Genomic DNA, 19,053 nt, shown 5'->3' on the forward strand with positions numbered 1-19,053 from the left:
TCGCGCTGGCCCGCCGCCGGATACCGACGAGTGGGGGTGCGCCTCCCGTCGGCTGCGGCGAGTGGTCGCACCGCGTGAGCGCAGGCGCTGGTTGGCTCGGTTCCTGAAGCCGAAGGCATTGCGTGCTTCGAGCCGCGCATCACCCGCGCCCTCAAGGCCCTCGCCGAGGCGGGCAAGCCCGTGCTGCTTCGCACCTTGTGGAGGGAGCTGGAAGGGCCGCCGGCGTTCGAGCGGCAGCCGCGGATGGTCGACGACTCCGGCACTTCGGCCAACGACTGCGGAGTGGACGAGGTGCTGTGGTGAGCGACGTCCCCGACTACGTCCATGGCCCCGGCCTCAAGCGGCCCCGCCGCCCGCAGAGCACCACTTCGGCTGGCCGGGTCGCGTGGCCGTGGGCCGAGTCAGGTGCACGTACGAGCCTCGTGCGTGGCGGGCTGGATCGACACCGACGAGCAGGAGCTCGAGCGGGGCGCCGACGGCAGACCCCGTACCCGGGACGGCCAGCCCGTCACGCGTCAGACGACGCGCCCGTGTCCCAACTGCTGCCCCGAGGCGGCCCAAGCCCTGGCCGACCCGATGTTCACGCGCGGCCAGCAATTCTCGAAAATCCGTAAGCGCAAGGAGCGCTGACATGTCCTTAGCCCAACCCACCGAGACACGCCCCCCGACCTGGCGCGAGGAACTGACTCACGACCTGACTGACGCCACAGAGAAGACTCGGGCGGCCTGGCTGTCGCCGCGCAACGTGGTCGCCACCTACCTGCGGGCCGTCATGCCCCACCTGGAGGCGGCGTTCCACCGGGGCAGGCTCGGCCACTTGCGCGACCAGGGGATGCTCCCGCCCTCGCTGACGCACTCGCTCACCGGCCGCGAGAAGCAGGTCATCGTCCGCGTGGCGCGCGGCATGTCCAACGCGGAGACCGGCGCGGACCTGTGCCTCGCCGAGGACACGATCAAGACCCACCTGCGGCGCATCTACAAGAAGACCGGTGCGAACGACCGGGCCCACGCTGTCGCCCTCCTGCTGATCCGGGGCGACATCACGGCGGCAGGCGTCCTGGAGCCCCTGGATGACGACCGTTGACGCCCTCTCCCGCACCTGGCGCCCGCAGACAGCACCGGCCGCCCGGTCCACCTCGTCGAAATCCGGCGGCGCGGCGACGAGTACCCAGCCCCTGCGCTGGCGGACATGGTGCAGCTTCTTCCCGTTTCACAGCGCCACCGTGAACGTCTGGCTCCCGGACGGCTCGTATCTCATCGAGGCGACCACGCCCACCGACACCGCGGAGTTCTAGGACTTCTCCTGGGGCCACGGGAACAAGCGCGAGATGCCGCTCGACACCCCCGCAAATGAAGTGGCCGACGCCGTCTTCGCCACGCTCCCGGCCCAGGAGAAGCAGAGCGTGCTGGTCAGCTGAGCCCCGTACGACAAGCCGGGGTCTCCGTTCCACGGAGGCCCCGGCTTCGTCATGCCGTCGTGCTCGCCGCCTCCGCCACAACATCCCACCGCACGTCAGAGAAAGCGCAGCACACTCATCATGACCAAGCCGACCAACCCCTACGCCCACGCCCACGCGGACTTCCTGCGCGAAACCGTGGAGCACCAGCTCGTGGTGCTCCACGATGACGGTCTCTACCGCCATCTGAGGATCCAGAAGCCCGGCACGCGCATGTGGTCCTGGGACATCACCACCTGGCCGGGGCACCTGGCCACCTCCGGCGACATCGCCGACGGCTACATGTTCACGCGCGAGCCCGAAATGATCCAGTTCTTCGCGCGCAGCGACAGCCAGCGGAGCTACTACTCCGACGGCGCACCGAGCATCGACGTGCGCTACTGGGCCGAGAAGCTCTGCGGCGGCCGTTCGTACGAGGTGAAAAAGTACGACGCCGACGTGTTCCTGCAGTTGGTGCGCGAGCACCTGGAGCAGCACGAAGAGCTCGGCAGCGAGGCGCAGGAGTTCCGCGAGAAGAAGCTCGCGCTGCTGAAGGCGCTCCATGCCATGCGAAGCCTCGACGAGACTGACTCCCAGACCCTTCTCGAGGTGCACTGGCGCGCCCGCGCAACGCTCACGAACGCCGAGTCGCGGAGCGGCTACACAAACGGCCCCCTGGTCCAGCTGGATCGCGAGGCTGCCCATACCGCCTCCCAGGCGCTCTGGAGCACTGACGGCCTCTCCGACGAGCAGCACAACCGCCTGATAAAGGATCACGACTGGCACGAGCTCGGAGACACCGACATAGATCAGCAGTCACCGGCGGAGCGTCGGCAGGAGATCCTCGACGACGCGAAATGGCACGCCGACAGCGAGTCCGAGGCACACAAGTGGCTCCAGGACCAGAGCGAGATCTTCGGCGCCGACACCTGGGAGTGGGACCTGCGCGACTACGACATCCACTTCCTGTTCACCTGCTACTGCATCGACCTGGCCGTGCGGCGCTACCACGAGTACCAGGCCCAGCAGGCTGCCCTACCGGAGTCCATACAGCTCAGCAGCCGCGTCTTCGGCTTCCTGGTACGCGGCTTCCGCGCCCTCGGCCGTCCGCGACGGCGGAGCAGCCACCCGACGACCGAGGCGGTGCAGTGATGAGCCGCCGTCCTGTCCAGGCCCCCGTGATTGACGCAGCGCAGGGCGATGAGGTCCACCCCGCCTTCGGCGTCGCGGTCGTGACGCGGAGGAGCGGCGGAGGTCGTTCGCTGTTCCAGTCCGACCTGCTTCACAACGAGACCATCGCGATCTCCGTCCACGAGGCCACGCGCAGGCGCGACCTCAGCCACGACTGGGTCCATCCGGGCCGAGAGCTCGTGGAGATCGAGATGAGCCTCGCGCAGTGGGGCTCGCTCGTGTCCTCCATGGGGCTCGGCAGCGGCGTGCCGGTGACCATTCGGCGTACCGAGCACAACGCCTTCGTACCCGAGATCCCTCATCAGCCTCGTACGGCCGAAAGCCTGCGGGAGGTCCGCGAGGTCACCGACCGGATGTACGCCGAAGTCAGAGCCGCCACCGCGGCGCTGCACGAGGCGATCCACGAGAAGAAGGGCGTGAGGGCCACCAAGGAAGCGCTCAACGCACTGGAGCACGCCGTCGCCAGCGCAGGCAGCAACGCCCAGTTCACCGTCGACTCGCTCGTGGAGGCCGGTGAGCAGGTCGTTGCCCAGGCCCGCGCCGACATCGAGGCCCACGTCCTGGAGGTTGTCCGGCTGACAGGTGCCGAGCCCTCCATCGAAACCTCGTCATTCGATGCCCCGGCGCTGCCGGGGCCCACTACCAGCCGAGAGGAGTCCACCGATGCCTGAACTCACCGCGCCTGACGAACTGTTCGACGGCGATCTCGTCGCCTCCGACGAGCGCAGCCTGGCCGACCGCTCCGACTGGATCATCCAGGACGGCCAGATCGTCCACGCGCCCGTCGTCGGCTGGACCTGGGCGTGCTCCAAGTGCGGCGAGTCCGGAACCCTGCCGGAGGACGCTGTTGCTCTCTTTTGCAAGGCCTATCCGTTCGGAACACGGCACGCAGCCAACCCGTTTGGCACCCAATTGCCGCTTCTGATCTCCGTCGTGCGCAAGTTCCCCGGCTCTGCTCCGGGGGCCGACTGAAACACGAACCTCGACAGGGAGGGACACCGGCCATGAACGCGCTCACGATCACCGGGCCGCCGTACACGGCCTGAGCTGCACGCAGGTACCCCTTGCTGACCTGGGGATTGGCGGAGCTGCAGACAGAGCCAAATCCGCGAAGCTGCATCACCGCCGCACCGGGCTCGTTCATGGCTGCAGACGCGTGCATAGCCGATCGCGCCATCTCTGCACGGCTGGGAAAGTGCCCCATCGCCAGCCTTGGCCTCCCGCCCGTTCTGCTACGGCGGGGGGCTTGAGGCCTGGCATCCGACCGCATTTAGGGAGAACGCCCGTCATGTCCAACCGTCTCGAAAGTGTTCGTGCCTCCGGCGGTTGGCCCGTCGACCTCCTCTACCCCGGTACCAGCATCGATGGCGAACTTGTCCGCGACGGTGAAATGGCCGTCGCCCTGTGGGACCACAGCAACGGCGTTGCCCTGCACGGCACGCAGCAGGAACTACTCAGCCGCCTCGAACAGCTCACCGCCGTCGTCCGCGCTGCCTCGCCGCCGCCGACCGAGCTATTTCATCTGCCTGTTCACCTCGAACCCGGCGACGTCATCCCGGAGTCGGGCGCCGTCTGCGCCGACCACGTACATGACACCACTCGCTGCGACACCCCGGGCATCACTGTCCGTGACCCCCGCCGCGCCACCTGCGCCGCCTGCATCGGCGACTGGAACGACATCTACAGGGCCATCGCCACGGTCCTCTACGTACCGGCCGATCCAACCAATCACACGGTCAGCCCCAGCCTCCCGTACTCCCTCACCGGCTGGGTCACCGGCGACAGCGACAGCGGCAAAACACCCGTGATCACCGTCAAACAGCGCGAAGTGCTTCAGCTCATCCACGACAACCCCGGCAAAGTCGTCTTAGGGCAACGCGGCGCCCATACAGCCGGCTACCTCCACATCCACAACTACTCTGCACGCGTCCTGCACGACTGCGGGCTGATCTGCCGGGGGTACGCCACAGGCATCAGCGCCCGCCCTATCGATCGCCGCAACGAGGACAAGGTCTACACGTGGGCTCTCACCCGAGCAGGACTCCACACCCTCTGCGGCGGGCAGCCCCACATCTAGCAGGACCGGAATGATCTGTACACCGACCTCGGCGACGGCTCGCTGGATGAGGTTGTGCGCCTCTCGTCGACCTCGCCGTCGAGTCCGGCCGTGCGAAGTTGCCTGCTGAGGCGTACGACAGGATCTACAGCACGACCGTCCTGGTCGCCGAAGTCACTCCCTGACCTCGTACTTGATGCGCGACATGCCGGTCCCCGCCGGGGCGGGACGTTGGTGTGACAAACCCATTGACGGCTGGCCGTATCACGGCCGTCCCGCTAGACGAGGTACTCGCCGCCGCACCGCAGCCCCTGAGCGGACCGGTGCCCCTACTGCACCTGCGGATGCTCGCGGCCGACCGGAACATCGCCAGCGTGCACACGGCGTTGTCTGGGCTCGCCGAGTGCTGCTGGCGGATGGTCCAGAAGGTCCGGGCGCTGATCGCTGGCTACCAGGAGCCCCGCACCAGACCGGCGGACGGGCTCGGACGAGCGTCTGGCCCGGCGCCCCTCATCAAGGATGAACACCATGGCAATTGACTACAGCGTCGAAGGAATCATCAAGCTGTCCCCGCCTGTTCCGCTCGCGCAGTTGTGGGAGCTGACCGAGAGAGGCGACTTCCACGTTGCCCCCCACGGCATCGGCGAGTGCGAGCTGACGGAGTTGGTCAAGCAAGAGGAGTGGGTGCTCGTGCCCGACACCGACAGTGGAACCGATGACCAGGGCCGCCCGAAGTCCATCAAATACTTGCGAGTGGATGCCCCTGAAACCTACTCCTACGCGATCAACAGCCGCCTCATGGCGCTGTCCGCATGGGTGGGCGAGACCCACGACGTCGACGGTGAGCTGCACTACCAGGATGGTGATGCCGGCACGAAGGGCTCGATCACACCCTTCGAGAACGGTGAGGAGCCCGAGTGGCGCGAGACCACCGGAGCCCCGCTCTGACCCGCAGCCGCCATACGCGTTGGTGAGGGCGCGAATCCCCGCTCAGGTCGGAAGAAGTGGCCAATTCGAGGGCCACTGAACGACGTTCGAGCCCGCCCACACGGCCCCGGACGTCGCCCTAGGGATGCCTCGCCGCCGCGCGCTTCTGGCCTGGGCACCACACGAACCATGCACGTTCTGTACCCCTTTGCTCTCACGACCCACCAGGAGGACCGCGCCATGTCCGAGATCACCACCGGCCCAGCCCAGGTCGGCAATGGCAAGGCCGTGCACTACGTCCTTAAGAGCGCGCTCCACTCTCACACCATTGGCTGCGGTCGGCCAGTATCCCGGGAGCTGACTGCCGAGGAGGCCGCCAACCGCAAGGCATGCGGCCTCTGCAAGCGCGTTGTGGAGATCTTGGCAACCAACCCGTTGGCCAGGACCGAGTCCTCCGCCGCCGACGCTCCGGAGCAGGTCCCGGCCGCCCTGGCAGGGGACAGCCGGGGCGCCGACATCGAGCGGCGCGTGTGCCCCTTGGATGTCGATATTGTCACGGCCTCGACTATGTTCGACCCGGAGTTGACCTACTACGCGGACGGCACTCGGGTGGTCATGCGGGCCAGAGACACCGAGCGCGCTGGCGTTACGTTCGGCATGGCCGAGAGCGGACTACCGAACGTCTGCGCCTACCAGGCCGTTCGCTGGGGCGACGACGCCGTCGACCTGGTTGCCCCCCACGTCCTTCACCGCGCCGACCAGGACGACCAGGCGCGCCGACAGGTGCTGGTGACCGAGGTCGCTGCCCGGATGCTCGTCCTGGCCAGCCGCGCCACCGCCCACGCCTTCCAGCCGGTCGACCTGGCGAACGGCGAGCGTATCGCCTGGACGTTCCGCACGGGCCACGGCGCCCGCGCCCGCTACCACTGGGTGTCCGTCCGCAACATCATCGGCCAGGGCGACGGCAGCGAGTACCGGGGGCAGGCTGACCAGGCCACCCGCCTCGCCCGCCGCACCGGCTTGGACGACGCCCCCATGGCTGAGCACATCGCCGTGGTGAGCGCCGAATCCACCGAGGTTCTGGAGCGCATGGCCGCCGCCCTGGACCCGGACACCGTGCGCCTGGAGCCGGACGGCGCCGCTCGCTGGGCCGTCGTACGAGGCGGTACCTTTCTCCGCACCGTCCACGATGAGGGCGCCCGCATGCGCCGCGGCCGCTACGCCGCCTGGGCCCCCTACGCTGAGCGCCCCGACGGCAAGGCCGGGTTCCATCACGGACTGGAGGCCGCCAAGGACGCCGTGGCCCAGGCGTGGCCTGTGGAGGTCGCCTCGATCGCTGGCGAACTGGGCGTACCGGTTACCCAGGTGATGGAGGTCGCCGAGCAGGTCGACCAGGAATGGAAGGCCCAGGGATACCGCGCCGTCTTACGCGCCGAGGCGTACGAGGGCACGGACAGTCGTGTGACCCAGCCCGCCGCCGCCGAGGTGCGCCGCCGCCTGGAGCTGCCCTTCCACGGCCCGGCAGACTACAACGGCCCCACCGGCCTGTGCGGCTACGACGACCACGCCGCGCCCCTGCTGTCCTCCGGCAAGCTCGCCCAGCACGAGCGCCAGCAGGGCGTCTTGGGGGTGTGCCCGGGGAACTGCCACCCCGCCCGCGGCAGCCGCGAGGAGTTGACCATGTGCGACACCACGTCCGTCTTCAACAACCCACCACGTTCCCGGGGCCTGGCCTGCCACGCCAAGGACGGAGACCTGGTGGTGGTCGATGGCCGGGCGATGGAGGTCAAGGGCCTCCAGGTGGACAAGACCACCAACGCCCACGTATGGCTGGTCTTGGACGGCGTCAGCGCCGGGCCGCTCCGCTTCGCCCTGGAGGACCGGCTGGAGTACCGGCGGCGAATGCGCCGCGTGGACGTGCCGTGCCAGAAGTGCAGGGTGTACGTGGTCATGGAGGTGGACGAGGCGGTCGACGGCGTGCCCAACACCCGCCTGTGTGGCCTGTGCGACCGCCCGCAGCAGGGAGAGATGACCGAGGGCCAGGCCCGGGCCCGGGTGGCCGGTACGTACCCGCACGCAGAGGCGTTCCAGGCCGAGCGGACCGAGCACGGCCGTCTGATCGGCTACACGTTCCGGGCCGGCCGCCTGCACTCCGCCCGGTACGGCTGGATCACCGCGGCCGGGACATATGTCCACGCCCTGGAGGACTACCGATCGCAGGCCGCCGCCATGCTGCCCATCGCCGTCCGCGACGAACAGGCCACCCGTCCCTGACCCCTACTCCTTGGCCGGGACTGCCGAACTGGATGACGAGGTTCTGCCCGCGGCGCTTGGCACCCTCGCGCTGCTGCGCCCCGACAAGGGCGCTGACCGCACCGTCGACATCACCGACGAGGGAAAGTCTGAAGTCGCGACGGTCCATCCGTGAGGGCCCGTGGCCCTGCTTCGCACCGTGCGGGGCTGGCGCACGGGTCTCTCCTTTCTCTTACCCGCCCCGTCTCTCAGAGCGGCAGCGATAGGCCATTCCTGCACTTATCGACTTGACGAGTATCTCCTTATTCGATTCGATGACAAGCCATTCTCCAGCGATTAGGCTAAAGCTATGACTCACGACAACCACGCTCCCGACACCGAGCTCCCGAAGTTCTCAGTCAACGTCGTTCCGACGAACCAGCTCAAGTGCGAGGACCTCCGCACGATGCTGAACCTCTACCGCCGCGGCCAGATCACTCCACTGATTTTCGGCGACGACAACAAGCCTGAAGCTGCCGTCATCCCCTTTGCCGCCCTTGTGCGCCTCATGAAGTACGACCACGCGCACGAGGAGAACGCCTTCCGAACCGAGCTTTCTCGTCGTATCCAGGCCTCGGATGCTTCTAGCGATCCTGGCATGACCCTCGAAGACCTCGGTGACGAACTCGGAGGGCCTGCGCAGGCCATGATCCGCAAGGTGCTCGACGATGGAGAATAGCCTGCGCATCAAGGTCTATCTGAGCCCCGGCGCTCGCGCTGACCTCCAGCAACTCAATCAGCGAGTCCTCAAGCATCCGCAGGGGAAAGAGAGGGCCCTGCTGGAGGCGACCATCGTGATGTTGCACCGATTGAACGGACCTCGCCATCCGACGAAACCGCTCAACTACGACCCGCGCTTCGCTGATCTCTCCGACTGCGACACGACCTACGTCGGAGCCGACTCCCACGCGAAACCCCCGCTGCGGATCGTCTCCCGGGACATCCGCCCGAGCCGCTCCGACGGGATCACCCGCCGCGAGATCGTGGCGATCGGCGCTCGGCAGGACAGCAAGGTGTACCGAGTTGCCGGTCAGCGCCTGGGCCGCCCCATGGGCATCACGCTCGCCGAGCTGGCCGCACAGCGTGAGTCGGCCACGGATCCCTCGCGATCCCGCCAGCACTCGGTCAACAGCTTCGACTCTCCGTCCGCAGATGAGCCCAACCTCCTCTTAGGGTGACCCTGTAGTCGGCAATTCTTTTCATCACTGAGGGCTCCTCGTGGAATGGACGGACTGGCATGTGAATGAGAGCGAGGTGAGGAAGGGCTACGACTACGAGCCGGTGGCACGGGCTGTTGCCCCTCATATCACTCCCCAGCCCGATGAGATGCGGAGCAAGTGGCTGGAACGTTGCCGATGTCCTGCCGGCTCTCAGATACTTACGGGCTGGGAGACAGGGGCACAGTCCGCCAGGTGGTGAAGGTGTGGCGCTCGGAATCGAGTGGCGCGCCGAGAGTCGCCGCACGGCGCCTGCGGTACCGGGCGGTCGGCGACGACTGGGGACACTCAGGCAGCGGTCGCCGCACACCCCTGCGGATCAGCGAGCAGGGCGTGGACGTCGACGAGTGCGCGGTAGCCGCCCTGTGCGTCGCACTGAGCGCCGTCGAGCCGGACGATCAGTTGTTCATCATCGCGCCGTTCAGCGTGGCCGCAATGATTCGGTCACTCGTCGAAGCGCGCAGCGTGGCGGCGCTGGAAGCCTCGCTGCGCCCCTATGTGGCCCCTCACCTCGCCCGGCTGAGCTCCGCCTCCATTGAGGTGAGGAACCGGCGGGGGATGAGCGACATGTTCCGAGAGGTCTCAGCGAGCACGCCGGCACGGGCGTTCCTCTCGCTTGATGACGCGATCCGTCAGGTTGCCATGGGGGTCGCCTCCCGCCCAGGGCTGCCGACGCCAGCGGACATCGGCGAGCTGGGATGGGTCGCAGACTGGAGCCGCTCCCTGAAGTACGACGGCGCGGCAGTGGCATTCGTTCTTGCATCCGGCGAGGGAGTGGACGAGGACAGTACGCGGGTGATGCTCGTGCCGCAGGAGCCGGAGATCGTCTACGGTGAACTGGCGGCTGTCCTTGCAGCCCATGCCTACGGGCGGGTGACCTGGCAGAGCATGCAGGCGTTCTACACCGACGCGCGGGACACCCGTTTTCACCTGCGCCGGTATATCAAGACCGGTCGGCCCGCGCGGTACGGCACGCTGCTCGCCGGACTGACCGCACCGTTCTCAGACGCCGAGCTGCTGGCCCTTCGGGTGCGCTGGATCCACCGGGGGCTAACACGGGCCCAGCGATTGGCCGATATCGCGGCCCGCCACGTGAGCCGGCACGAATTGGTCCCGCCCGAGTGCGTTGTCGACCTGGATTGGCTGCTGCAGGAGGTGGGGGCACTCTCCGCAGCGTGACGGCCGCCGGGCCGCCGAATCCCGTTGGAGCACCTCGGTCAGCTCGATGAGCGCCAGGCGCTCAGGCTCACGACGCCACGGGAAGCAGGACCTGCAGGCGCAGGTGCCGTATCTCAACCGGGGGAGGGTACCTGCGCCGGCCAGCACCGCTCAGGATCCGGTGCGTGTCGAGCAGCAGCTCCAGCGCCCGTCTTCCCGGCTCGCACCCTGGACGGTCAGAGCCGCAGCCAGGACTTCATCGTCCACCTGCAGCTCAGCCGCTGACAGTTCGCCGCCAGCTGCGTCAGCCTGTTCGTCTCGATCACGGCCACTGTCGCCACTGTCCCGGGCGTGAGGAACCACTTCAGGGCTGGAACAAATGGCTGGCAGAGTGGGAGTGCCGTCTCGCCGGAGCGGGCGTGCTCTTCGTCCCGGTCGTCGTGTTCGTACTGATCTTCGCTATGACCGACGACTGAGCCGCTCAACTGGGCTCGTCCCACCACGAAAGAACCCCGTGATGCCTGTGCATCACGGGGGTTCTCTTTTCCGCTGGCTCGTCGTCGCCTACAGCGCGGCCCGCAGCTCATGATCCTCAACGACGTTCTCGAGCTCGTCGACATCCTCGATCGCCCCGTAGGTCTCCGGTGCAATCTCGTTCCTGTTGCCTCCGAGTCGGCGGTTGAAGCTGCTCGACGCGGAGAACTTCAGCACCACGTAGTCGTCTATGTCGCTCCTGCCGAAGCGCACCTTGTGGCCCTTGTGATCCTGCCGATAGAAGCGGCCGAAGCTCGTAAGCACGACCGTCTCCCCACAACCGACTGCGCCCGTGAGTTCGCCGAGCAACGACTCGTACACCTTGCTCACCGTCCGGACCGGCAACCCGCTGCGAGTCGCAACCCGAGAGATGAACTTGCGCTTACTGACGCGCCGATTCGTCGTCACCATGCCCACACCCTGTCTTGTCGTGCTTCAAGCCACGATTTCGCTTAGAAACCAGTCTATCGAAGATAGTCGTGAGTCGAGAAGTGAAGGTGCGCTTATCGAATGCCGTCCACTCTGCTTGTGGTGTCCCATTCGGCTAGAGTTCCAGATCCGGCTCGATCTCCTCCCGGTCGTCCCTGGGCTCGTAGTCGACCGACTCGATGATGTTCCGCGTGTTCGGATCGCGGCGCTGGCTCACGACCTTGTCATGGGACTCCTCGAACCGCCGCTGCGCCGCCACACGGTGGGCCGCATCGAGCTTTGCGCCGATGTTGCGCTCTCCGAACTCCATCATCGAACCCAGAAATGACTTCGTGGCCAGCTCGGTCGCGCTGACCTTCGGCTGGTTCTGGGCCCGCGCCTGCTTCCATCGGCTCCGGTCCTCCGGCGTGACATAGCCGAACATCTGCGCGAAACGCGATCCGAACCTGATCTGCTGCCCCTCATTCTGGTCCTGGCTCATGGCCCTTGCCCCTGCTCCTTGTGCGTGTTCTCGGATCGCCCTCAGGCGGGCTGATAGTCCTCGGCATCGGCCTCAGCGTTCGGGCCCTCGTTCTGCGGACCGGCCTCCTGCTCGGGCGACGGGCCTGTAGGGCGCGACCGCCGCTTGAGCCGCTGCTCCTCGAAGAAGCCGCCCGGGTCCTCGACCGCTGTCTGCAGCGTCTGCTGCCAGCTCTCCCCGAGGCTCCGCTTCAGCTCGGCCTCAAGTTCCGGGTACTTCTCGTTCACCGCCTCCAACGCGTCGACGTAGGCGTTGGAGTAGACCCGCTGCTGCTCCTCGGGCGAAAGACCGTCGATGTCCATGCTCGCGATCATCACCTCGGACTGGTCCAGGCGACGCTGGAGCATGTCGGGCAGCCCGCTGGTGTCCAGGCCCTGTTTCTGTGCCGCGAAGCCGACCAGGTAGCCGAGCATGTTGCCCCCGTAGCCCTCTTGGTCGCCGCGGCCCAGCGCGTCGAGCATCGAGGTCTTCATCGTCTCAGCGAGCTGGACCTGATGGGCGTCCGCGGCCATGGGCCGGCGCAGCGTGAACATCCCGTCCTCGGGCAGACGCTGGCCCAGCTGGTCGTCGAACTCCCCGCTCCAGACCCTGCGTACTCTGTCCGAGCCCGCGATCCGCTCCTCGTGCGCAGGCGCCTTGACGATCCGGCCGTGGGCCACGCCGTTGAACATCGTGCGCAACTCGGGCTCGTACTCCATCCGCTCGCCGATGATCATCCGCGCGCGCTGGACGACCTCCTGGCGCGCTAGGCCGTCTTCGCGCAACTGCTCGTGCAGCCGCTTACGCATCGCCCGGTAGCTGTCGCGGATCAGGCCGGCATCCGCACCCGGCTCACGCATCTTCCAGAAGGCGTTCTCCAAGAGCGCGACCTCCGTCATGGCCGCCGAGTCCGGAGTGAACATCTCCCGGTGACCGCGTTCGCGGCGCTGCATGGCGTCGAAGCGCTTACGCCACTTCTTCGGCAGGTGATCACGCGGATCGGTGCTGCCGATGAGGCGCTCGCGCCGGGTGTCGCTCGGCATATCCTTGAAGATCCTCTGCCGGTGCGAGATGCCGCTCTCGGCGGAGGCGATCATGCCGCGGGTCCTGATGTCGATGCGCTCCTGGATCTTGTCCTTGAAGGACTGGAGGTAGCTGTCCATCTCCTTCTTGAAGTCCGGGGCAAGCATCCGCATGGCCATCACCATGCCGACGGCCTGGACGACCGAGTTGGCATTCACCCCTCGCGCGAGCGGCTTGAGACACGACTGCATCATCATCTGCATGTAGACCTGGTGCATGACGCCGAGCTCCTGCGTCCGCTCCTCGTCGTTGAAGCCGGGCACCAGCAGCTTCGAGTCCCGCAGCGAGGCCATGTACTTCTCGCCGGCCAGCCGCATCTCCGCCCGGAGCCTGAGCAGCTGCTCGCGCTGGTCCAGGCCCTCGGCCCCGTCCTCGGCCCGGTCGACGTCGATCCGGTGCACGCGCTCGCGGTCGGCCATCCGCGCCCGGGTCTTCGCGCCGAAGAACCCGCGGGCGCGGTCCCGGACCCGCTCGCGCCAGGCACGCGAGCCGCCGTCCTCCGGTCCCGGCTCCTCGATCACCGGAAGCTCCTTGGTCGCGCGCCGACGGGCCGCAGGGCCCGTTCCCAATTCCTTGTACTGAGCCATCTCAGTACCCCATCCCGTGGTCGTCGCCGTTGCCCTGCGGCTGAACGATCTCGATACTCGGCGTGTAGACCGGGCGCGACGCGCCCACGCTCAGGCCCACGGCATGCGCCGAGCGGCGGTGCGAGCCGCGGGTGCGGGAGGCCCCCGCGTCCTGAGAAATCACGTCGCGCTTGACCACCGAGTCATCGACGGCGATCGCAGCGCTGTCCAGACCCTGCGCCTCGGCGGAGCCCAGCTGATCAAGCTGCCGGTCCATCTCCGCCCGGGCCTTCCGGGTCCCCGAGGACGCGAACTGCTCGTTCTTCTCGCCGTCGTAGACGCTCTCGCGGTTCTTGGCCGCCTGCGCGAGCGCCTCGAAGCCACCGCCGTAGGCCATCCGGTCCATCACGGTGCCGGCCAGCGACGGGTCCTCTTCGAGGTTGCGGATGAGCCCAGTCTTCGGGTCCTCCAGCGCACTGGCCACACGGGCCACATAGGCCGGGTTGACCGTGACACCGAAGCCCTCCTTGGACTCGTAGAACTCGATGAACTGCTTCTCCCACTCCTCGGCCGTGGCCTGGACGGGCTCACCGTCGAGGAACGCCGTGCGCCACTGACCGGGGCCGACGTGTTCGATGCTGCGGCCCCTCCAGAGCTCGCGGCCGGGACCCTGGAGCATCGCGTACTTGTGCCGGGCCTCCGCGGCGTCGTGCTTGGCCTGCAGGATCGACTGAGTCACCGGGTAGGTGACCTCCAGGACGGCCTTGAGGTCGTCGCCGCGCAGCGCACGCACGGCGCGCTGACTGAACGATCCGCCCAGGCCGGTGCCATGGGCCTTGATCGCCGTGGCGAACATCGAGGCTTCCTGGTCGGCCTGCGTGATGCCGGGCGTACCCCGCGCATCGCCCAGGTTCCTGGCATAGTCGGCGAGCTTCTTCTCACTGCCCTTGGCACCGGTCTCGACACACACCTCGCGCACGCTCCGCAGGTGCGCCTTGAGGTCCGAGAACGTCAGCGCCGCGCCGAACTCGCCACGCTGCGCCTGGCGGTACAGCCCGCTCAGCTCCTCCGTCACGACCTGCTGGCCGAGCGTGATGTCCTCCGGCGCCTCTGCGCCCGTGAGCGCCTGCAGCCGGAGGCGGTTCGCCTCGCTGCGCGAACTCTCCAACTCCTCAGCCAGTACGGCGTTCTTGGAGATCGCGACCTTGGTGTCCAGCGAGACCTGCATGGCCAGCGGGTGCGAGCCGCCGCCCGTGACCACGCCGGTGTCGAGCAAGTTGGCCGGCACCGAGAGCTTCTCCAGGGCTTCCCCCTTGGCGGCCTCGCTGTGCAGCTTCACCACGGCGACCGCGTCGCCGTCGAAGTCGCCGTCGAAGCAGGCGTCCATCACGGGATTGATCGCGGCACCGGTGAGCCGGTCGTCGATCGCTACCCGCATGTAACGCACGCCGGCGTCACGGAGCACCGGGTCACGCCACACCAGCGCGTGGTCGCCTTCGGCCAGCCCCAGCTGCCCGGCCTTGACCGAGCTGAGCGCAATCTGGTCGACGTCCAGGCGCGGGTCCGCGGTCCACACCATCGTCGCCGAGTCGGTCAGCCGCGAGGCCATCAGCCCGGACTTGAAGATGTTGTTCTTGCCCGTGAGTACCCGGTTCTGCACGTCGGTCGTGATCGCCTCGAAGGCGCGCTGAGCGCGCGAGAGCGACTCGCTCATGCCGCGACGTACCTCGGCGCGCTTCTCCGCGGACAGACCCCGGCCGTCCAGCTGCTCGGCCATGTAGCGGTAGCGGCAGGCTTCGACGAAGACGTCCTGGTAGCTGCGGGTGTGGTCGTGCATGACGGAGGACCCGTCCTCGAACTCCTGGCCACTGCGCAGATGCGAGGACATCACCGGCAGCTTCCACGAGTTCGCGCTCACCGTCTCGGTCTGTTCACCGGTCGGATACGTGAGCGGGAACGGGATCTCCATGTCGCCGCCCCGGTCGCCGATGAGATCGCCGAAGGACTTGCGCATCGCCGTAGTGTTCAGGCCCGGGAGCTGGCCCGCCTTGCGCGGCTGAGTGCGCAGCAGTTCGGGCATCGGGATGAACCGGCGCTCGGGGCGCTCGTCGAGTCCCTCGGCGTGGCCGACCACCCGCAGCGTGCCGTCAGCCTCCATGTCCATGCCGGTCACCAGCAGGTACTCGCGCAGGTTCGACTCGGCCCCGCTGTTGTGGCCGTAGAACTCACGCATGATCGCCGGGCAGTCCTGAGACTGCAGTGCCCAGGCCAGCTGTGAGGAGGCCTTGCGGCCCTTGCCGGCACGCAGCTGCTCGTCGTCGTAGATCTTCGTCTTCTCGTCGACGGCCATGTGGGTGACCACGAAGCGCATCTCGCCCAGGGCACTCGGCCGCAGTTCTCCGTTGGGGGAGCGCAGGTCGGAGACGTTCCCGCTCATCAGCTCGCGCGCCGAGCCCGCGTTGCGCCGGGAGATCAGGCTGAACGGGCTCATCACCACGTCCAGGCCCGGGTTGGCCTTAAACCAGTTGACCTCGTCGACGACATCCTGCTCCTGCGCGTCCTGCAGCGGCATGTCCCGGTCGACGATCAGCGAGATCACGCCCTTGTTGCCGTGCAGATCCGAGATCTTGTCGCCCACGACGAGATCGCGCTCCCGGCCACCGGCCCCGCGAATGCGGTGGCGCTCGGCGAACTCCTTCGACACCACGATCGGGTCATCGGCCGTCCAGCCGCCGAAGGTCATCAGCGCCGTCTTCGCCGGCGCGGTGACCTCAGAAGACTGCATGATCGTCGAGGCTGTCATCTGCTGGCGGTCGAACGGGTCGTACCGCAGCGTCTCGAGCTCGGGGAGAGCCATGAGCGGCGCACGCTGTCCGGCCACACTCTCGTCGCCCGGCACGATCCGGCCGTCGGTGTCGACCCGGGCCTGAGTGGTCAGGTACCGCACGATGCCCTGGTTGGTCGCGCCTCCGGTCATCACCGGGTCGAAGTAGCCGCTGGGCGCAGCGACGTTGTTGCGGTCCTTGCCGGTGAGCACCGTCATGTTCCGCCCGCCGGTGAGCCGCCAGGCGTCGAAACGGTTGTCGTCAGCCGGGTCGGTCCGGTCGCGCTGGGCCCGGTACTCGGCGTAGATCGTCGACCCGGCTTTGATCTCGTTGGAGTAGCGCACACGGCGGGCCTCGGTCTGCAGGATCGCGGCCGTCCACGCGTCCAGGTGCTCCTTGATCTCGCCGGTGGACTCGTCGAGCTGGTATGTGGTGGCGCGCTCGATGAAGTCGATCGGGTGCTTCGTGCTGTACAGCTGCGAGTAGACCGTGTTGAGCGAGGAGGGCTCGCCGGTCTGGCTGCGTCCGGCGATGAGGTCGCCGGCGATCTGGTACTGGATGCGCTCGTGCATGATCTGCTCGTAGCCGCGCAGGCGCGTGCGTTCCTCGACCGAGGTCGGAGCCTCGCCCGGAGTCTGGGCGGTGATCGTGGCTTCGTAGCCCGGCACGATGAGAGCGTTCTCCCCGCTGGCGAAGGCGGTGGTGATCTCGCCGTACTCGCCGACGTCGAAGACCTGGCCGATCTCACCCGAGATCGCAGTCCCCTTGCCGTCACGGCGCAGCTTCTCGCCGCTCCAGCGGATGACGCCCTGCTCGTCGACCAGGATCTCGGAGACCGTCGCCGCGTTGCGCTCGATGCTCTCGCGTACGGTGGCCTCGATGCGCCGCATGAACGCAGATTCGTGATCGGCGATCGGCATGGAACGCTCGGCGTCGAAGCGGACGAGCCGGTCCTTGAACCGGGTCGTCTGGAAGGTCGAGCCCATCATCTCGTCGGGGGAGATCCCGCAACGACGCAGCGCCGAGGCGAGGTTGTCGAGGTTCGACCACTGCCCGGTGGGGCTGGTCATGTACCGCGCCACCCGGTCCGGGTTGAAGCGCTGATCGGCCCACTCGCCGTCGACGTCGTGAGGCTCCGCCTCCCAGGTCCCGATGAGCTCGAAGGGGACGTCCTCGGAGTGCTGCCGGACTTGCTCGACGGCGGTGCCGCCGTAGACGAGGTTGCCCATCTCGGGCACCTCCGCGGCCTGCAGCTCGCCGATCTCCTCCAGCCGTTCCTGGTACATCTCCTCGGTCGCGCCCGGGCGCAGCAGATCGCTGTGCGCACCGGTGAGCACGTCCCAGTAGGAGCGCTGGATCGCGGCGACCTCGGAGTCGGCCGAGTAATCCGGCGGCTGGATCGCATCCAGGTCTCCTCCCGTTCGTTCCAGCTCGGCCTCGGCGCGAGCGATCAGGTCTTCGACGCCAAGAGCTCCCTGCAGATTCTCCCGCGCGCTCTCGACGGCGGCCTTCGCGTAGGCCTCAGCGGGCTCGGCGTCGACGAAGAAGGTCGGCAGGGAGCGGTTCTTCGCGTCCCGGCGCAGCATCACCTTCGACCCGGGCCGGGGACCGGATTCGCCGGGGGCCACGTAGTCGCCGACCACGAACATCGACTCGCGGTCGACGTGGTAGCTGTCGGGCACATCCACCAGCGTGCGGCCACGGCCGCGCTGCTGGTGCGTTGTGCCGGTCCCGCCAGCGGCGTGCCCCGGCAGATCCGTGCGCTCGATGCGGTGGCCCTGGGCGAAGCGCAGCAGCTGAACGGCCTCCGCCGGCGAGGGGGAGTAGACCGCCATGCCACCGGGGACCCGGTAGTTCGTCGAGTAGCGCAGCACGGTGCCGTTGTCGTAGATCCGGGCCCCGGCGTACTCCTCCTGACGCGTGTCGGTGAGACGGATCTCCATGCCGGTCCCGGCGATCTTCGCCTTGATCTGACCGGGCTCGCGGTCGCGCATCACCTCGTAGGACACGCCCTGGGCCTTCAGCTCTTCGAGCAGTGCGGCCGAGCGGGCCACGGCGCGCCGGGACATGAAGCGGTTGCGGTCGACACGGTTCGTCTGGGGATCCCGGCCGCCGTCGATGACCCACTCGCGGACCTGGTCGTACTCCTGCTGGCTCATCTTGTCCATCAGCGCGGTGAGTCCAGCGGCGTCATCGTTCGTCATCGCTCGGCCGGCCTCGAACGGCTTGCCTTCGTCGTCGATGCGCCAGAGCACCATGTTCCCGCGCCGGGGGTCGGCCAGGGTCTCCACCTCGCCGCCGGCCACGCGTCCGATCGTCGCGTCCGGCAGGTACACCAGCGCGGTCCCGGCGCGCTTCACGGTCGCGCGTTCTGACCAGTCGGGGTCGTAGGGGCTGATCGGCAGCCGGGCCGACTGCGGGTCGGCCTGGGCACCGACGCCGGTGGCACGGGTGAACTCCCGCTGCGACTGCTGGTAGCGCTCGTTCTGCGGGGAATGGTCACCGAACTGCTGCTCGTAGTCGGACACCTTCTCCGCGAATGCCTGGTCGATGGCGGAGAGGCAGTCCGTGACGCCCAGTCGCGGGTCGGCCAGCGCGGCGCCCCGCTGGCCGAGGATCTCGTCGACCCGGGCGCGGATCGCCTTGGCCTGGGAGATCGGAACGACCTGTCCGGTCTGCTCCCTGGCCTGCTCGACTGCCTTGTAGTAGACGTACTCGTAGAAGTATCGGCGCAGTCCGTGTGCCTTCTTCATGGCCAATCGGCTTCCTGTGGATGCTCGGGTTGTATAAGTGTGTATAGAGCCTACCTCGCTTATCGAAAGGAAGTTGGATGCCATCCG

18 protein-coding genes are annotated in these 19,053 nt (G+C 67.7%); 14 read left to right on the forward strand and 4 right to left on the reverse strand.

Translation table 11 applies throughout. From position 1 onward, the window contains the following. The first annotated feature begins 180 nt into the window (after positions 1-180). The 14 genes from ACIQPR_RS45365 (at position 181) to ACIQPR_RS45430 (ending at position 10,298) form a co-directional block, all read left to right on the forward strand. Positions 181-303 (forward strand): hypothetical protein, encoded by a 123-nt coding sequence (locus tag ACIQPR_RS45365; protein WP_403662329.1) that lies wholly within the window; start codon positions 181-183, stop codon positions 301-303. Between the two features lie 123 nt (positions 304-426). Continuing rightward, positions 427-630 (forward strand): hypothetical protein, encoded by a 204-nt coding sequence (locus tag ACIQPR_RS45370; RefSeq protein WP_403662332.1) that lies wholly within the window; start codon positions 427-429, stop codon positions 628-630. 1 nt (position 631) lies between these two features. Then, positions 632-1,084 (forward strand): helix-turn-helix transcriptional regulator, encoded by a 453-nt coding sequence (locus ACIQPR_RS45375; RefSeq protein ID WP_403662336.1) that lies wholly within the window; start codon positions 632-634, stop codon positions 1,082-1,084. After that, entirely contained in the window at positions 1,071-1,295 is a 225-nt protein-coding gene (locus ACIQPR_RS45380) for a hypothetical protein (protein ID WP_403662339.1), read from the forward strand. Before ACIQPR_RS45375 ends, ACIQPR_RS45380 begins: the two co-directional genes overlap by 14 nt. A gap of 243 nt (positions 1,296-1,538) precedes the next feature. Continuing rightward, positions 1,539-2,588, forward strand: coding sequence for a hypothetical protein (locus ACIQPR_RS45385; protein WP_403662342.1), 1,050 nt, complete (start codon positions 1,539-1,541; stop codon positions 2,586-2,588). A gap of 26 nt (positions 2,589-2,614) precedes the next feature. After that, the gene (locus ACIQPR_RS45390; RefSeq protein ID WP_403662345.1) at positions 2,615-3,298 is read left to right on the forward strand and encodes a hypothetical protein; all 684 of its coding nucleotides are present in this window, start codon (positions 2,615-2,617) and stop codon (positions 3,296-3,298) included. Beyond that, positions 3,291-3,599, forward strand: coding sequence for a hypothetical protein (locus tag ACIQPR_RS45395; protein WP_403662348.1), 309 nt, complete (start codon positions 3,291-3,293; stop codon positions 3,597-3,599). Before ACIQPR_RS45390 ends, ACIQPR_RS45395 begins: the two co-directional genes overlap by 8 nt. Positions 3,600-3,915: 316 nt before the next feature. Continuing rightward, the gene (locus tag ACIQPR_RS45400; RefSeq protein WP_403662351.1) at positions 3,916-4,704 is read left to right on the forward strand and encodes a hypothetical protein; all 789 of its coding nucleotides are present in this window, start codon (positions 3,916-3,918) and stop codon (positions 4,702-4,704) included. Positions 4,705-5,211: 507 nt separating this feature from the next. Continuing rightward, positions 5,212-5,631, forward strand: coding sequence for a hypothetical protein (locus tag ACIQPR_RS45405; RefSeq protein ID WP_403662354.1), 420 nt, complete (start codon positions 5,212-5,214; stop codon positions 5,629-5,631). A gap of 219 nt (positions 5,632-5,850) precedes the next feature. Further along, positions 5,851-7,884, forward strand: a complete 2,034-nt coding sequence (locus ACIQPR_RS45410; protein WP_403662358.1) for a hypothetical protein — start codon at positions 5,851-5,853, stop codon at positions 7,882-7,884. 10 nt (positions 7,885-7,894) lie between these two features. Then, a complete protein-coding gene (locus ACIQPR_RS45415) occupies positions 7,895-8,038 on the forward strand; it encodes a hypothetical protein (protein ID WP_403662361.1) in 144 nt (47 codons plus the stop codon). Positions 8,039-8,212: 174 nt separating this feature from the next. Next, positions 8,213-8,581, forward strand: a complete 369-nt coding sequence (locus ACIQPR_RS45420) for a hypothetical protein (RefSeq protein WP_403662364.1) — start codon at positions 8,213-8,215, stop codon at positions 8,579-8,581. Beyond that, complete coding sequence (locus ACIQPR_RS45425; RefSeq protein ID WP_403662368.1) at positions 8,571-9,080, forward strand: hypothetical protein; 510 nt, start codon at positions 8,571-8,573, stop codon at positions 9,078-9,080. Before ACIQPR_RS45420 ends, ACIQPR_RS45425 begins: the two co-directional genes overlap by 11 nt. 372 nt (positions 9,081-9,452) lie before the next feature. Then, complete coding sequence (locus ACIQPR_RS45430) at positions 9,453-10,298, forward strand: hypothetical protein (RefSeq protein WP_403662371.1); 846 nt, start codon at positions 9,453-9,455, stop codon at positions 10,296-10,298. 543 nt (positions 10,299-10,841) lie between these two features. Here the strand turns inward: ACIQPR_RS45430 and ACIQPR_RS45435 are convergent. From ACIQPR_RS45435 to ACIQPR_RS45450, 4 genes are all read right to left on the reverse strand, one after another. Then, the gene (locus ACIQPR_RS45435) at positions 10,842-11,222 is read right to left on the reverse strand and encodes an HU family DNA-binding protein (protein ID WP_403662374.1); all 381 of its coding nucleotides are present in this window, start codon (positions 11,220-11,222) and stop codon (positions 10,842-10,844) included. Positions 11,223-11,355: 133 nt separating this feature from the next. Continuing rightward, positions 11,356-11,721, reverse strand: coding sequence for a hypothetical protein (locus tag ACIQPR_RS45440; RefSeq protein ID WP_403662377.1), 366 nt, complete (start codon positions 11,719-11,721; stop codon positions 11,356-11,358). Positions 11,722-11,762: 41 nt separating this feature from the next. Beyond that, complete coding sequence (locus ACIQPR_RS45445) at positions 11,763-13,343, reverse strand: hypothetical protein (RefSeq protein ID WP_403662380.1); 1,581 nt, start codon at positions 13,341-13,343, stop codon at positions 11,763-11,765. A gap of 67 nt (positions 13,344-13,410) precedes the next feature. Next, positions 13,411-18,966 (reverse strand): hypothetical protein, encoded by a 5,556-nt coding sequence (locus tag ACIQPR_RS45450; RefSeq protein WP_403662383.1) that lies wholly within the window; start codon positions 18,964-18,966, stop codon positions 13,411-13,413. Positions 18,967-19,053 lie beyond the last annotated feature (87 nt).

Source organism: Streptomyces sp. NPDC091280, from assembly GCF_044768565.1.
Classification (GTDB): Bacteria; Actinomycetota; Actinomycetes; order Streptomycetales; family Streptomycetaceae; genus Streptomyces.

Coding starts and splice junctions, on each gene's coding strand:
- ACIQPR_RS45375 (WP_403662336.1), top strand. CDS start 632: ATGTCCTTAGCCCAACCCACCGAGACACGCCCCCCGACCTGGCGCGAG.
- ACIQPR_RS45380 (WP_403662339.1), top strand. CDS start 1,071: ATGACGACCGTTGACGCCCTCTCCCGCACCTGGCGCCCGCAGACAGCA.
- ACIQPR_RS45385 (WP_403662342.1), top strand. CDS start 1,539: ATGACCAAGCCGACCAACCCCTACGCCCACGCCCACGCGGACTTCCTG.
- ACIQPR_RS45395 (WP_403662348.1), top strand. CDS start 3,291: ATGCCTGAACTCACCGCGCCTGACGAACTGTTCGACGGCGATCTCGTC.
- ACIQPR_RS45400 (WP_403662351.1), top strand. CDS start 3,916: ATGTCCAACCGTCTCGAAAGTGTTCGTGCCTCCGGCGGTTGGCCCGTC.
- ACIQPR_RS45405 (WP_403662354.1), top strand. CDS start 5,212: ATGGCAATTGACTACAGCGTCGAAGGAATCATCAAGCTGTCCCCGCCT.
- ACIQPR_RS45410 (WP_403662358.1), top strand. CDS start 5,851: ATGTCCGAGATCACCACCGGCCCAGCCCAGGTCGGCAATGGCAAGGCC.
- ACIQPR_RS45420 (WP_403662364.1), top strand. CDS start 8,213: ATGACTCACGACAACCACGCTCCCGACACCGAGCTCCCGAAGTTCTCA.
- ACIQPR_RS45425 (WP_403662368.1), top strand. CDS start 8,571: ATGGAGAATAGCCTGCGCATCAAGGTCTATCTGAGCCCCGGCGCTCGC.
- ACIQPR_RS45435 (WP_403662374.1), bottom strand. CDS start 11,222: ATGGTGACGACGAATCGGCGCGTCAGTAAGCGCAAGTTCATCTCTCGG.
- ACIQPR_RS45440 (WP_403662377.1), bottom strand. CDS start 11,721: ATGAGCCAGGACCAGAATGAGGGGCAGCAGATCAGGTTCGGATCGCGT.
- ACIQPR_RS45450 (WP_403662383.1), bottom strand. CDS start 18,966: ATGAAGAAGGCACACGGACTGCGCCGATACTTCTACGAGTACGTCTAC.